13 protein-coding genes are annotated in these 13,621 nt (G+C 68.2%); 4 read left to right on the forward strand and 9 right to left on the reverse strand.

The annotated features are described in order from the left end of the window. Positions 1 to 28 precede the first annotated feature (28 nt). The 4 genes from ASG12_RS19470 (at position 29) to ASG12_RS19485 (ending at position 3,973) form a co-directional block, all read left to right on the forward strand. Positions 29 to 673 carry an LON peptidase substrate-binding domain-containing protein gene (locus tag ASG12_RS19470; protein ID WP_235457620.1) on the forward strand — a complete coding sequence of 215 codons (645 nt, stop codon included), beginning with the start codon at positions 29 to 31 and terminating at the stop codon, positions 671 to 673. Positions 674 to 751: 78 nt separating this feature from the next. After that, entirely contained in the window at positions 752 to 2,254 is a 1,503-nt protein-coding gene (locus tag ASG12_RS19475) for an aldehyde dehydrogenase (RefSeq protein WP_055793271.1), read from the forward strand. A gap of 112 nt (positions 2,255 to 2,366) precedes the next feature. Further along, the gene (locus ASG12_RS19480) at positions 2,367 to 2,924 is read left to right on the forward strand and encodes an FKBP-type peptidyl-prolyl cis-trans isomerase (protein WP_082502234.1); all 558 of its coding nucleotides are present in this window, start codon (positions 2,367 to 2,369) and stop codon (positions 2,922 to 2,924) included. Between the two features lie 14 nt (positions 2,925 to 2,938). Next, positions 2,939 to 3,973, forward strand: a complete 1,035-nt coding sequence (locus ASG12_RS19485) for a glycosyltransferase family 4 protein (protein WP_055793276.1) — start codon at positions 2,939 to 2,941, stop codon at positions 3,971 to 3,973. A gap of 10 nt (positions 3,974 to 3,983) precedes the next feature. On the opposite strand, the gene ASG12_RS19490 is transcribed toward ASG12_RS19485, so the two are convergent. From ASG12_RS19490 to ASG12_RS19530, 9 genes are read right to left on the reverse strand one after another with little or no spacing between them, the layout of a single operon-like run. Next, on the reverse strand, positions 3,984 to 4,595 hold the full coding sequence (locus ASG12_RS19490; RefSeq protein ID WP_156378194.1) for a hypothetical protein: 612 nt from the start codon (positions 4,593 to 4,595) through the stop codon (positions 3,984 to 3,986). Beyond that, a complete protein-coding gene (locus ASG12_RS19495) occupies positions 4,592 to 5,425 on the reverse strand; it encodes a hypothetical protein (RefSeq protein ID WP_055793279.1) in 834 nt (277 codons plus the stop codon). Before ASG12_RS19495 ends, ASG12_RS19490 begins: the two co-directional genes overlap by 4 nt. Continuing rightward, positions 5,422 to 6,852 (reverse strand): MCE family protein, encoded by a 1,431-nt coding sequence (locus ASG12_RS19500; RefSeq protein WP_055793281.1) that lies wholly within the window; start codon positions 6,850 to 6,852, stop codon positions 5,422 to 5,424. The genes ASG12_RS19495 and ASG12_RS19500 overlap by 4 nt, the downstream gene beginning before the upstream one ends. Beyond that, positions 6,849 to 8,054 (reverse strand): MCE family protein, encoded by a 1,206-nt coding sequence (locus ASG12_RS19505; RefSeq protein ID WP_156378195.1) that lies wholly within the window; start codon positions 8,052 to 8,054, stop codon positions 6,849 to 6,851. Before ASG12_RS19505 ends, ASG12_RS19500 begins: the two co-directional genes overlap by 4 nt. A gap of 17 nt (positions 8,055 to 8,071) precedes the next feature. Continuing rightward, positions 8,072 to 9,343, reverse strand: a complete 1,272-nt coding sequence (locus ASG12_RS19510) for an MCE family protein (protein WP_055793287.1) — start codon at positions 9,341 to 9,343, stop codon at positions 8,072 to 8,074. Beyond that, positions 9,340 to 10,485 (reverse strand): MCE family protein, encoded by a 1,146-nt coding sequence (locus ASG12_RS19515; protein ID WP_055793290.1) that lies wholly within the window; start codon positions 10,483 to 10,485, stop codon positions 9,340 to 9,342. The genes ASG12_RS19510 and ASG12_RS19515 overlap by 4 nt, the downstream gene beginning before the upstream one ends. Then, on the reverse strand, positions 10,482 to 11,555 hold the full coding sequence (locus ASG12_RS19520; protein WP_055793293.1) for an MCE family protein: 1,074 nt from the start codon (positions 11,553 to 11,555) through the stop codon (positions 10,482 to 10,484). Before ASG12_RS19520 ends, ASG12_RS19515 begins: the two co-directional genes overlap by 4 nt. Further along, positions 11,548 to 12,720 carry an MCE family protein gene (locus ASG12_RS19525; protein ID WP_082502172.1) on the reverse strand — a complete coding sequence of 391 codons (1,173 nt, stop codon included), beginning with the start codon at positions 12,718 to 12,720 and terminating at the stop codon, positions 11,548 to 11,550. The genes ASG12_RS19520 and ASG12_RS19525 overlap by 8 nt, the downstream gene beginning before the upstream one ends. 48 nt (positions 12,721 to 12,768) lie before the next feature. Then, positions 12,769 to 13,617 (reverse strand): MlaE family ABC transporter permease, encoded by an 849-nt coding sequence (locus tag ASG12_RS19530; RefSeq protein WP_055793296.1) that lies wholly within the window; start codon positions 13,615 to 13,617, stop codon positions 12,769 to 12,771. Positions 13,618 to 13,621: the final 4 nt, after the last annotated feature.

Consider the following 13,621-nt stretch of genomic DNA (forward strand, 5'->3'; position numbering starts at 1 on the left):
AAGCGGCGAGCAGGTCTACCGTTGACCCATGGCAGTGTCACCCGGTTCGCCGACGCCGATGTTCCCACTCGGCATGGCGCTGCTGCCCGGTGAGATCCTGCCGCTGCAGATCTTCGAGCCGCGCTACCGCGAGATGCTCGCCGAATGTCTTCGCTCGGACAATCCCTCGTTCGGCGTGGTGCTGATCGAGCGTGGGCGTGAGCTCGGTGGTGGCGACGAACGGCATTCGGTGGCGACGGATGCGAACATCGTCGAACACCACATCAAGGACGATGGCCGCGCGTTACTGCGTTGCGTGGGCACCGACCGCGTCCGCGTCCTCGAATGGCTGCCCGACGATCCGTACCCCAGGGCGATCGTCGAGGACTTCCCCGACGAGGCGATCACGACCGTCGGTGACTCGGAGAGCCTGGAGGCGCAGTACACCGAGGTCGCCGCGAGCATCCGGTCCCTCTTCGAGCTGGTGCGTACCGCGGGTCGATCCGACGCGGTGTTCGACGACACCGTCTACGGAGACGTCGACCGGTCGTTCGGCTGGGCGGGTCAACTCCCCCTCGGGCAGGCCGACCGGTACGCGATCCTCGCCGCGCCGTCGCCGCTCGAGCGGATCGCCGTGCTGTCGGAGGCGGTCGAATCGGTGTCCGCCGCGATCCAGTTCCAGTTGATGGACTGACCCGGGACCAGAAAACTGGAACGTGTTCTAGTATCGGTGTGAGCAGGACCACCCTCGACCGCACTGGAGCATCCCGCAATGACCGACACCGTCGCGACCGCCCCGTCTGATCCCCGCGCCGATTCCGCGCACGACCACGACACCCTCTACATCGGGGGAACGTGGACTGCACCGCACTCGACGGCCACGCTCGACGTGTACTCCCCCGCGACCGGTGAGCGGGTGGGTCGCGCGCCCGACGGCGACGCCGTCGACATCGACGCCGCCGTCACCGCGGCAAGACGCGCCTTCGAATCCGGTGTGTGGAGCCGACGGTCGCCCGCAGAACGCGCCGACGTGCTCGACCGGGTCGCGGACCTGATCGACGAGCGCGGCGAGGCGATCCAGGCACTGGTCTCCGCCGAGATGGGCGCGATGCCCTCCGACGTCGGCATGCTGCAGCAGCTCCCCGGCACCGGTGTGCTGCGCGCCTACGCCGCCGCCGCCCGCGAGTACCCGTGGGTCGAGCATCGCACCGGCCTGTTCGGCACCACCCGCATCGAGCGCGAGGGCGTCGGGGTCGTCGGCGCGATCACGGCGTGGAACGTGCCGCTGTTCCTCATGTGCAACAAGCTCGGTCCCGCGCTCGCCGCCGGTTGCTCGGTGGTCCTCAAACCCGCACCCGAGACACCGATCTCGGCGCTGTACCTCATCGAGATCTTCGCCGAGGCCGGCGTCCCCGAGGGTGTCCTGTCGGTGGTCACCGGCGGCGTCGAGACCGGCAAGGCGCTCGTCGAGCACGCAGGCGTCGACAAGATCACCTTCACCGGCTCCACGGCGGCCGGCCGCGTGATCGGGTCGCGCTGCGGTGCACTGCTCAAGCGCTGCCAGCTCGAGCTCGGCGGCAAGTCCGCAGCCATCGTGCTCGACGACGTGAACGTCGACGAGATCGCCGCGATGCTCGCCTTCTACGGCCTGTTCAACACCGGGCAGGCGTGCGTCGCACAGACCCGCATCCTGGTGCCGCGCTCACGCCACGACGAGATCGTCGACGCCGTCGTGGCCGCGGCCGCCGCCATGACCCCGGGCAAGCCGGGCGACCCGGAAGCGCGACTGGGACCGATCATCACCGAGAAGCAGCGCGACAAGATCGAGGGCTACATCCGCACCGGCACCGAGGAGGGCGCCACGCTCGCCCTCGACGGCGGGCGGCCCGAGGGCCTCGAGTCGGGCTACTTCCTGAGCCCGACGGTGTTCACCGGCGTCACCAACGACATGACCATCGCGCGCGAGGAGATCTTCGGGCCGGTGCTGTCGATCATCGACTACGACACCGTCGACGAGGCCGTCGACATCGCCAACGACTCCGAGTACGGGCTCGCCGGGGCGATCTGGACCGCCGACGTCGAGCGCGGCATCGAGCTCGCCGGACGGATCCGCACGGGCACGCTCGGCATCAACTGGTATGCGATCGACCCGGCGTCTCCGTTCGGCGGCTACAAGAACTCCGGCATCGGCCGCGAGAACGGTCGCGAGGGACTCGAGTCCTACCTCGAGCACAAGTCGATCATCCTGCCGATGGGCTACACCCCGGAGAGCTGAACCCCTCCGCTGCGCTACCGTCGCAGGCGACATCTGATCCTGCGACGAAATGGACATCCCTGTGCGGCGAAGTGTGACGATCTCGAGTTCGGTTCTCGCAGCGTGTGTCGCGATGGGCGTCCTCGCCGGGTGTGGCGACGACTCGTCGGACTCGGCGTCGGCCTCGTCCACCGCGGCGACATCGGCCACCGAGACCACCGCCGCGTCCGACGGCGGCACGCAGGCGACCACCCCGGCCGCGGCACCGCGCAGCGGCACCCCCGGGTCGGCCGGCATCCCGGCGATCACCGAGAACGCGACCGACACCTCCAAGGAGGCGAAGATCGCGGCCGGCACCGGGACACCGTCGTCCGATCTGCTGATCGCCGATCTCGTCGCGGGTAACGGCAAGGTCGCCGCGTCGGGCGACACCGTCAACGTGCGCTACACCGGCGCCCTGTACACCAACGGCGAGGTGTTCGACGCGTCCTGGAAGAGCGGCGACGCACCCGTCGAGTTCCCGCTGAGCGGCGTGGTTCCCGGCTTCGCCCAGGGCATCGAGGGCATGAAGGTCGGCGGCCGCCGCGAGATCGTGATCCCGCCCGCACTGGGCTACGGCGCCTCGGACTCCGGGCCCATCCCCGGCGGATCGACTCTCGTGTTCGTGGTCGATCTGGTCGGCATCAGCTGATCGCCGGCGACGCCGTGCACGATCTCAAGGTCTGTTACGACGCCGAGCGCGGCGTCGAGCGATGGTTGCGTCGCGGTTCGGCGGACGGCCAGGTCCCCGATCTCTGGCCCTACGGGCTGAACCAGTTCGCCGACCTCGGCGTGGACGTCGTCCACAAGGACAACGCGCCGCTGTCGGCCGGCGAGGAGATCCGCCAGCTGATCGCGCCGACCACATCCACGCGCACCGGCGATCCCACCGCGCGCGTGTCGATCGCCTGGGACGAGGGTGCGGCCAAGCGCCTGCTGATGCGCGACCGGTCCGAGCGCAACCACTGCGGGGCCATCTGGGTCAACGACATGATCAAGCGGACCGACCCTCCGCTGGTGTGGGCGGCCACTCGGGTCCTGCGTCAGATGGACTCGATCTTCGTCAACTCCCGGGCACAGGTCGATCCGCTCGAACAGATGCTGCCCGGTGTGCGTGTGGACTTCGTGCACTTCGGTATCGACGCCGAGTTCTTCACGCCGACGCCGTATCCCGATGCGCAGACCGTCGTCAGCCTGGGGGTCGATCGTCACCGGGACCCCGACGTCCTGTTCCGCGCCCTCGACCGAGTGCGCGACAGCCATCAGCACAGCGAGTTCCTCATCCAGAGTCGTGCGACGGAGACCCCGGACTGGCTCGAGTTGGTGCCGATGATGAGTGCCACCGAGGTCCGCGACCTCTATGCGCGTAGCGCCGTCGTGGTCGTCAGCACGACACACAACGTGCACGTGTCCGGTGTGACGGTCGCGATGGAGGCCATGGCGTCAGGACGCCCCGTCGTCATCACGCACACCCCCGGCCTCGAGGACTACGTCATCGACGGCGTGACCGGCACGATGGTCGCCGAGGGGGACGACCGCGGGCTCGCGCAGGCGATCGGGCGATACCTCGACGACCCCGCACTCGCCGCCGAACACGGTCACAACGGGCGTCGCCGCGTCGAGGAGCTCCTCAACACCCGGCGGATGGTCGGCGACCTCTACCGCGTCCTCGAACTCGATCGGGTGCTCGGCAGCAGCTGAGTCCGGGACCTCAGGGCGCCGGGGCGGGCGCGCTACTCGACGGTGCCGGGGTCGGGGCCGACGAGGTCGAGGGCGGCGGGCCGAGATGGAGCTTGTCGCGCAGCGAGTCGTCGGTGATGACGGCGATGTCGTCGATCAGCCAGCGGTCGCCGGACTTGCGCATCGAGTACTGCACCCGGCTCGGCTCGACGCGCACCAGCTGGGTGTCGCCGCGCACCACCGACTGGTTCATGAAGATCAGCACCACGGCGCGATTCGCGTCGGCCGACACCACGCCGGCCTGCTGGATCGAGACCGTCGAGTTCACCTTCTGCTTCTTCACCTGTGCAGACAGGTCACTGCCGGCCATGATCTGGTCGTAGGTGGTGCGGGCGTTGCCGACCAGGGCGCTCTTCGCGGCCGCGACGTTGGCGTCGACATCGGCCGGGGTGAAGCCGAACATGACCGTCGCATAGCGCTTTCCGGCGTCCAGCGCGGAGGTGCGTGCGTCCCGGTCGTCGACGGCGGACGACCATCGCAGACCCAGCACCGTCGTGGCGGCCGCGGCGGCGATGATCAGGACCACCATCACGCCGGTCACGATCCGCGCCCGCGTCGACCGCAACACCTGCGGTGCCATCACGTCACCCACTCGATGTCGGTCAGCTTCATCGCGCCGTTGATCTTGGTGACGACCACCTTCCAGCGGAAGGTCTGCACCACGGTGTCGTCACCCGTGACCGGCGGGACCGACGAGCCCTGAGCCGGCGTCGGATTCTGCTGGGTGGGATTCTTCATGGTCCAGCCCGAGACGATCAACACGGTCGCGGAATCGGCATCGCTGTCGACGACCGCGTCGGAGAGGATCGTGCCCTTGGTGCTGACGCCTTGGGTCTTGATGAGGTCGGTCGTCTGCTGCATGGTGTCCTGCAGCTGCTGCAGGGCCTTGCCGCTGGTGTCGTTCTGGAACGTGTCGACGGCGGTGTCGATGGTGGTGGGGCTCAACGAGGTCAGGTTGACGATCATCTGACGCGCGAACGCCGCGTACTGCGCCCGCTGCGTCGACGCCTCGTCGATCGACGAGGTGTTGACCGCGAACAGCGTGGAGGCGACGACCAGCGCGACGAGGACGACCGCACCGAGACCACCCGCGAGGAGCAGTCCGAGTCGAGACCGGTCGATGCCGCTGCGGGCCGTGGTGACCGCCGTGCGGCGCTGCCGGTAGCCGAGCGCGGCACCCCGCGTCGTGGTCACGGCCGACTCCGCGACCGCCGGCGCCGTGGCCACCGGAGCGGTGGCCGCGGGTGTCGCTTTGCGCAGCTTGCCGACGGGCGAACTCTTGCGCGGCACCGTCGTCGACGACGGACGCGCGGTCGGGGCGGTCATCGTCGATCCCGGGGCGCCGCCGACGGGCGGACCCGCGGGCCGTCGCACCCGGCGTCGGGTGCGTGAACGGTCGGCGTCGTCGCTCATCGCTGCACGGTCCCGGTGATGAGGCTCTGCAATGTGGCGCTTCCTCCCTGCGACGATGTCCCCGCGCCGAGTCCACCGACGGTGTAGGTCTTGCCGTCGGGACCGATCGCGGAACCCGACCCCGGATCGTACGCCGCACCGTAGACGGCTGGAGCGCCGTCGAACGACGACGGCGTCGCCGGGGTGAGCTGTCCGTTCGGCAGTCCGGTGACACCGGGGATCCCCTTGGGGAACGGCACGTTCTCCGCGAGCGGCTTGTACCCCTCGCGGCATTCCTCCGGGGTCGACGCCCGGCGCCCGGGGAACTCGACGCACGGGAAGTTGCGGCTGCCGCGCACCGCGAGGTTCGAGTCCTGCGGCACCCGGCACAGCAGCCCCGGCGGCAGATCCCGCGACGTCATCGTCGAGGCCGGGCGGCGGTCCTCGGCGGGCAGGAAGCCGACGGTGCACACACCCGGGTCCTGGAACCCCAGGGCGAAGTCGACGTTCGCGCCCTTGCGGGGGTCCTCGGTGTTGATGGCGGTGATGAGCGCCTGGATCAGTCGCGGGTACAGCACGAGCACCTGCTGCAGGTTCGGCAAATACACGGCGAGGGTGCGACCGGCGGTGGCGAGGTTGTCGAACAGCAGCGGCAGGCTCTGGTCCATCGAGGCGAACAGTTCCTGCGCCTGATCGGTGACGCCGGGCCCCTTCGCGAGGATGTCGCGCAGCTGGGGGTCGTTCGCCCGCAACTGGTCGGTGAACCGCGCGACGTTCGACGTCCACTGCCGGATGGCGCCGACGGTCGCCGTCTGTGTCTCGAGGAGCGGCGCGGCCTGTTCGACGAGCTTCGCGGTCTGCTCGGAGTTCTTGTTCGCCTCGTCGGCGAACAGCGTCAGCGAGTCGAGCAGGCGCTGCAGATCCTCGCCGGAACCGTTGAAGGCGTTGAACGATTCGTCGAGCACCCGTCGCAGCTTGGTGCTCTGCACCTTCGCCAACAACGCGTTCGACCGGTCGAGCAGCGTCGACACCTCGGTCGGCACCTGGCCGTCGCGGACCACCGACCCGTCGACGAGGTCACGCGAGTCCCCCGACGCGTCGGCGTCGGGCATGAACTGCACGAACTGCTCACCGACCGCCGAGACGCTCTGCACCGACGCCGTCGACGAGACCGGGATCTTCCGATCGCTGTCGATCGACAGCTCGGCGCGGACCCCGGTCGAGGTCAGCGTCACCGACGACACCTTGCCGACGGTGACACCGCGATAGGTGACGTTGGCGTTGGGATAGATGCCGCCTGTGCTCGGCAACTCCACGGCCACCGAGTAGCGGCCGATGCCGAACATGGCGGGCACCTGGATGTAGAAGAACCCGACGACGACGAGCGAGATCACGGTGATGATCGAGAAGATGATCAGCTGCATGCGTACGAATCGTGAGATGGTCACCGGCCCTTCACCTCCGGCGCGTCCTCTCGCAGAGGTGCGGTGAACGGGTTCGCGCCTCGCTTGGCCGCGCCCGCCGGGCTGCCGAGCACCGCCTCGGGTCCGTAGACGGCCGACGGTGCCGCCGCGCCGATGCTGGCGAACACTCCCCGCGAGAGCCTGCCGTTGGTGAGGTCGAGATTGATGACCGCGTTGACGTAGTCGCCCTTGACGATCTTCGGGATCACCGATTCGGCGAACGGGAAGGTGACGAGGATGTTCAGCGACTGCGTCAGCGATTTCCCGCTGGCCTGCAGCTGATCGAGCACCGGCACGAGGTTCTTCACGATCGTGGTCAGGTCGTCGCCGTTGGCCTTGAGGATGTCGTCGGTGTTGCGGCTCAGGCGCCCGACCGAGGCCAGGGTGTCGGTGAGGTGGACCCGCTGGTCGACGAGCACCTTGAGGATCCGCGGACCGTCGGCCAACGCCCGGTCGATGGTGTCGCTCTGGGCGTTGAAGCTGCTGCTCAGTCGATCGAGTCCCTCCACCGCGCTGATGATGTTGCCGCGCTGGCGATCGAGGTCGGTCACCAGTGTCGTCAGTCGCGGTATCAGTGCCCGGATGGTCTCCTGACGGCCGCCGAGCGTCGCGTTGAGTTCGTGGATCACGTCGCCGATCTGCGAGAGACCGCCACCGTTGAGCACCACCGACAGCGAGCTGAGGACCTGCTCGACCGTCGGGTAGGTGCACTGGGCGACCTGCTGCGCGGAGGTGATGTCGGCGACCGGCTTCGCGGTGGTCGGCGCGGCGATGTTGTCCTGCGTGGGGCACTGCGAGGCGGGGATCTCCTGACCGTCGCGCAGGAAGCCCTGCGTCGGCGAATCCGGTTGCACCACCTGCAGGTTCAGCGATCCGAGGACGCTGGTGATCCCGACCATGACATGCGAACCGACCGGGATGCGCGTGCCCTTGTTGAGCCGCAGCGTCACCAGGGCCTTCCAGTCGCGCACGGTGATGGCACCGACACTGCCGACGGTGGCGTCGTTCATGAGGACCGGCGCGTTCTGGACGAGGTTGGCGGCGTTGGGGATCAGCGCGGTGACACGGAACGAACCGTCGCCGGTGCCCTGCGCGCCCGGGACGGGCAGCGAGTTGAGGCCCTGGAACGAGCACGCCGACGTGGCGAGGACGGCGGCACACGACACCGCCACGGCGAGACGGCGCATCACAGCGCCCCGCCGCGTCATCCCTGGCCCCCGAACGGGACAAGCAGGTTCGCCAACCCGACGTTGCCGCCGTAGGAGCGTCGCGTCGCCGCGTCCTGCTGGACGATCCCCTGCTGGGCGCGCGCCTTCACGCTGGAGTTCTGATATTGGATCTGGTTGGGCCGGGCGTTGATCCCGCTCACCGGGTTGATCAGCGCCGGTGGGTAGTTGATCGAGATCGACGACAGGATGGGCCCGAGCACGTCGACGCATTTCGTCACGTCGGCCTGCGATGTCCCGGGGCGGTCGTTGCCGGCCAGGGTGCCGCACAGGAGGTCGACGAGGTTGCCGAACTGTCCGAGACCGAAGACGCCGCTGAGGGAACCGGTCAGCGGGTTGTAGATGTTGTAGAAGTTCGACAGCTGCGTCGGTGCCGAGTGCAGCAGACCGCGGATCTGTTCGTCCTTCTGCGCGAGGATCGACGTCGCGTTCGACAGCCGCCCGACCGACTCGCTCAGTTTCTGGCCGTTGGTGTCGATGAACGACTTCAGGTCGGTGAGCGCGGAGTCGAGGTTGGTGAGCGCGCCGTCGAGATTGGCCGTGTTGTCGGCGAGCACCTGGCTCACCGACGCGATGCGGCCGTTGAACTGCACCAGGTCCTCGTGGCTCTTCGAGAGCGCATCGGTGAGCGTCTGCAGGTTGCGGATGCTGGCGAAGAGGTCGCCGCGGCTGTTGGCCAGTGTCGAGGCGAGGTCGGACAGCTGCGCGACCGAACCGCGGATCGCGGTGCCGTTGCCCTCGAGGTTGGCGTCGGCGGTGTTCACCAGTCGCGCCACCGACCCCTCGTCGGCGCCCTTCGGGCCGACGGCGGTGGTGAGCTGGGTGAGCTCGCGTTTGATGTCGTCCCACTCGACCGGCACCGCGGTGCGGTTCATCGGGATGTCGGAGCCCGTGGCCAGCTGCGGCCCGCCCGCGTACACCGGCGAGAGCTGGATGAACCGGCCCGTCACCAAGCTGGGCGCCACGATGACCGCCGAGACCGTGCGCGGGACGTCGACATCGCGGTCGACGTCGAAGCGCACCTTCACGTCTCCCGACCGCGGCGTCACCGAACCGACCGTGCCGACGTCGACACCGAGCACCTTGACGGGATCACCGGGATAGAGGTTGTTCACCTCGGTGAAGTACGCGGTGTAGCTCTTGTAGAAGGCCTTCTGGTAGCCGATGTAGCCGGCGAGGGCGAGCACGACGATGATCAGCAGCGCGATGGCGATCTGCCACAGGCGACGGCCCGGTAGGTACCTGCTCATGACGGACCCCCGTCCCGTGGGGTGCCGTTCTCGGGGATCGACCGGTCCGGGTCGCTCTCCTGATCGGGGCGCAGGAACAGCTTCGGCGGGAAGAGCCCGGTGTAGCCCAGCGCCTTGGCCGCCTCGGGGTACTTCTGCTGCAACAGGTTCAGGAACAGCGAGGTGTAGTCGCCGAAGCTGGGCACACCGACCAGCGACGAGAAGTAGGGGCCGCTGGAGACGGCCTCACCCAGGACGTTGGCGTAGGGGCCCAGCCGATCGAGGGTCTGCTTCAGGTTGTCGCTGTTGTCGGTGAGGATCTTCGTCACCCCGTCGAGCTTGGTGAGCACGGGCGTGAGCTGCGCGTTGTTGTCGGCGATGAACCCGCTCACCTCGGCGGTGACGTTCTTGATCCCCTGCAGCAGTTGGCCGATCGCGAACCGGCGGGTCTGCAGTTCGCCGAGCAGCGCGTTCGCGTCGACGAGCAGCTCGTTGATCTGACCGCTGCGCTTGGCCACGACACCGGTCACGCTGTCGGCGCGCGAGAGGAGTTGGCGCAGTGCGTCGTCGCGGTCGTTGATCGACTTCGACAGCCGCGCGACACCGTCCACCGCGCCCCGCACCTCGCCCGGGGTGTCGGCGAAGGCCGCCGACACCGTGTTCAGCGCATCGTTGAGCTGCGCGGGGTCGGTCTGTTCGAGAGTCGTCGTGGTGTCGTCGAGGGCGTCGGTGAGCGAGTACGGCGCCACGGTGTTGCGGTTGGGGATCTCGCCGCCTGGTTCGAGGCGTCCCGACCCCCGTGGGGTGATCGTGAGATTGCGGCGGCCCAGCACGGTCTCGGTCTTGATCGACGCCTGGCTGTCGAGTCCGACCGCGACGGTGTCGCTCATGCTGAAACTGATCTTCGCCTTGGTGCCGTCGCGCGTCGAGGCGAGACCGATGCCCGCGACGGTGCCGACATCGACACCCGAGACCACCACCACGTCACCGGTTCTCAGGCCACCGGCGTCGTCGAAGTAGGTGGTGTAGACGCTGCCCGTCGACAGATAGGGCAGCTTGTCGACCTGGAGCGCGACGATCACCACCAGGGCGGTGACGACCACGCCGATGATGCCGATCCGGGCGCGGGAACGAGGGGTGTCGAACTTGCTGACGGTGGTCATTTCGGGGTCGCACACCTCCCGCCCGGGTTGACGTTGTTGCCGGTGTTGTCCAGCGAACGGTAGACGATCTCCTTGTGGTCGGGACCGGTGAAGAAGATGTCGACGCGGCACAGCCAGATCTGCAGCCACGCACCGTAACTGCCGAGATTGCTCAGGGCCTTGAAGTCGCCGGGGAACCGTTGCAGGAGCCCACGGACGAACGGCTCGTCGGAGAGCACCTGCTCGGACACCTGACCGGTCTCGGACACCACACGTTTGAGGTTCGGGCGGTTGGTGTCGAGCAGGCCCGCGAGGTCGTTGGTGAGCGCCGAGGTGTCGGTGATCGCCCGACCGACGGTGTCCCGCTGCGACGACAACCCGGAGATCAACTGCTGCAGCCGATCCAGCGAGGTGTCGAGGCCGGACTTGTCGTCGTCGATCGTGCCGAGTGTCGCGTTGAGGTTGTCGACGACCTCGCCGATCAACTGGTCGCGGTCGGCGAGGGTGTTGGTGAACGACGCGGTGCTGGCGAGGAGCTGGTTCAGTGCCGGCCCCTGCCCCTGGAACACCGCGATGAGCGATCCCGACAGTTGGTTGACCTCGGCGGGCTTGAGGGTCTTGAACAGTGGCTTGAAACCGCCGAGCAGTTTGTCGAGGTCGAGTGCGGGTTCGGTCTGCGACTCGGGGATGTGGCCACCGTCGGGCAACAGCTGCGAGGGGTTGCCGGTGCCCTCACCGAGTTCGAGATATCGGTCGCCGGTGAGGTTCTCGTACCGGATCATCGCCTGCACCGAGGTCGGGAGACGGTACTGGCGGTCGACGGTGAAGTCGACGTTCGCGGCGTTGTCGCGGGTGAGGGTCACGTCACCGACGGATCCCACCTCGACGCCCGCGATCCGCACCTTGCTGCCCGGCTTGATCTGCGAGGCACTGCTGAAGGTCGCGCTGTAGCCGTTGGTCGACCCCGACCGGTACTGACTGAACACCACCACCAGACCGACGAAGATGAGCAGCATCACCACAGCGAACACACCGAGCTTGATCGCGGTCGCACGGAACACGCGGTCACGCCGCGTCCGGTACTCAGCCACGGGGCACCGGTCCGAACATGATCTGGAACAGCTTGCGCGGGTCGGCCTTCGGCGTGGTGCGGGGCTGGTAGGGCTGCGGAGCGGTGTCGCCCACGTAGAACGGGGCGTGGGCGGTGGCGTTGATGTCCGACAACCCCAACGCGCACGTCGGCGGGCCCTGCACGCCCACCTTCGGCAGGTCCTCGGGGTAGCGGTAGGGCTCCTTGCCGGGCAGCACGCCGGCGTTGAGCGAGAGGTAGCCGGTCTTGTCGCCGAAGATGGGCAGCGCCTTGCGGCCGGCACCGTCGGTGGCACGCAGGAAGCAGGCGAGTCCCGGCGAGTAGTAGCCGAGCAGCTGCGACACCGGGTCGAGGTTGCTCAGCGCGGTCATGATCGTGGCCTTCTTCGGCGCGACGATGCCGTTCACCGTGTCGGCGAGGCCGGTCGTGTTCACCAGCAACGCATCGAGGTTCGTCGAGCGATCGGCCAGGGTGTTGCCCGTGCGGGTCAGGTTGTCGATGACGCGGGACAGGTCGGGGAAGGCGTCGGCGTAGGTGTCGGTGACGGTCGCGGTGGCGCGGATGGTGCGGTTCAGTTCCGGCAGGGTCGGATTCGTGCGCTGCAGCAGCTTCGACAGGTCGTCGAGCCCTTGACCGATCTGATCGCCCTTGCCCGACAGCGCCGTGTCGATGGCGCCGAGGGTGGCGTTCAACTTCTCCGGCTGCAGTTTCGCCAGCACGTCCACGAGCCGCGCGAACACGGTGTTGAGTTCCACCTGCACCCGGTCGGCGGCGATGGTCGACCCGGCCCGCAGGCGTGCCGGCGACGGATCGGCGGGCAGGGCGAGATCCACCGATTTGGCGCCGAACACGGTGTTGGAACGGATCTGGGCCTCGACGTTGGCGGGGACCTTGTTCAGCTGGTCGGTGTCGATGTCGAGGTCGAGCTGCACGCGATCGCCCTGGGGGCTGATCCGCGTGACGCGCCCGATGGTCACCCCGCGCAGTCGCACCTTGGCGTCGGGGTTCATCACGAGCCCGGTGCGGTCGGCGGTCAACGTGACACCCGACGTCGAGCGGAAGGTGTTGTTGAACTGCATGACCGCGAGCGCGAACGCCGCGACGATGACCGTGACGAGGACCAGTGCACCGATGCGGCGCTGCGTCGTCGAGTGCTCGGTCCTCATGCGCGAGGTCCCGGCGCCGGCGTGGGGTGTGTTGTCGTCATCATCTGCCTACCCCGAGAGGTTGAACTTCCCGTCGGCGCCGTAGATGGCGAGCGAGAGGAGCAGGGTGATCACGACGACGACCACGAGCGAGGCGCGCACGGCGTTGCCCACCGCGATGCCGACACCGACCGGGCCGCCGGAGGCGTTGTAGCCGTAGTAGGTGTGGATCATCATGACCGCCACGGCCATACAGATCGCCTGCACGAAGGACCACAGGATGTCCGAGGGTATGAGGAACGTCGAGAAGTAGTGGTCGTAGACGCCCGAGGACTGGCCGTAGATGAACACCGTCGCGAACCGGCTGGCGAGGAACGAGGCGACCGAGGCCAGCGCGTAGAGCGGGATGATCGCGATCAGGCCCGCGACGATGCGTGTGCTCACGAGGTACGGGATCGACGAGATCGCCATCGACTCCAGCGCGTCGATCTCCTCGCTGACGCGCATGGCGCCGAGCTGCGCGGTGGCCCCGGCCCCGATCGTCGCCGCGAGCGCGATCCCGGAGATCACGGGCACGGCGATGCGCACGTTGATGAACGCCGAGAAGAACCCGGTGAGCACCTCGACGCCGATGTTCGACAGCGAGCTGTACCCCTGCACCGCGATGGTGCCGCCGGTGAAGAGGGTGAGGAACCCGACGACGACCACCGTGCCGCCGATCATCGCCAGCGCACCTGTGCCCATGGAGATCTCGGCGATGAGACGCAGCGTCTCCTTCTTGTACAACCGCACCGCGCGCGGGATCGCCGCGATGCTGTCGTAGTAGAACATCGCCTGGTCGCCGATGCGATCCCACTCACCGGTCGCGCGTGCGCTCGAGCGCGAGGCGCGCACGAAGATGCTGTGTCCCAGGACCATGGCG

This window comes from Williamsia sp. Leaf354, assembly GCF_001424365.1.
In the GTDB taxonomy this organism is placed as follows: domain Bacteria; phylum Actinomycetota; class Actinomycetes; order Mycobacteriales; family Mycobacteriaceae; genus Williamsia_A.

What these genes read in the sequence shown, in the direction of transcription:
- ASG12_RS19470 (WP_235457620.1), top strand. Translation starts at nt 29, where the DNA reads ATGGCAGTGTCACCCGGTTCGCCGACGCCGATGTTCCCACTCGGCATG.
- ASG12_RS19475 (WP_055793271.1), top strand. Translation starts at nt 752, where the DNA reads ATGACCGACACCGTCGCGACCGCCCCGTCTGATCCCCGCGCCGATTCC.
- ASG12_RS19480 (WP_082502234.1), top strand. Translation starts at nt 2,367, where the DNA reads ATGGGCGTCCTCGCCGGGTGTGGCGACGACTCGTCGGACTCGGCGTCG.
- ASG12_RS19495 (WP_055793279.1), bottom strand. Translation starts at nt 5,425, where the DNA reads ATGAGCGACGACGCCGACCGTTCACGCACCCGACGCCGGGTGCGACGG.
- ASG12_RS19505 (WP_156378195.1), bottom strand. Translation starts at nt 8,054, where the DNA reads ATGCGCCGTCTCGCCGTGGCGGTGTCGTGTGCCGCCGTCCTCGCCACG.
- ASG12_RS19510 (WP_055793287.1), bottom strand. Translation starts at nt 9,343, where the DNA reads ATGAGCAGGTACCTACCGGGCCGTCGCCTGTGGCAGATCGCCATCGCG.
- ASG12_RS19515 (WP_055793290.1), bottom strand. Translation starts at nt 10,485, where the DNA reads ATGACCACCGTCAGCAAGTTCGACACCCCTCGTTCCCGCGCCCGGATC.
- ASG12_RS19525 (WP_082502172.1), bottom strand. Translation starts at nt 12,720, where the DNA reads ATGAGGACCGAGCACTCGACGACGCAGCGCCGCATCGGTGCACTGGTC.
- ASG12_RS19530 (WP_055793296.1), bottom strand. Translation starts at nt 13,617, where the DNA reads ATGGTCCTGGGACACAGCATCTTCGTGCGCGCCTCGCGCTCGAGCGCA.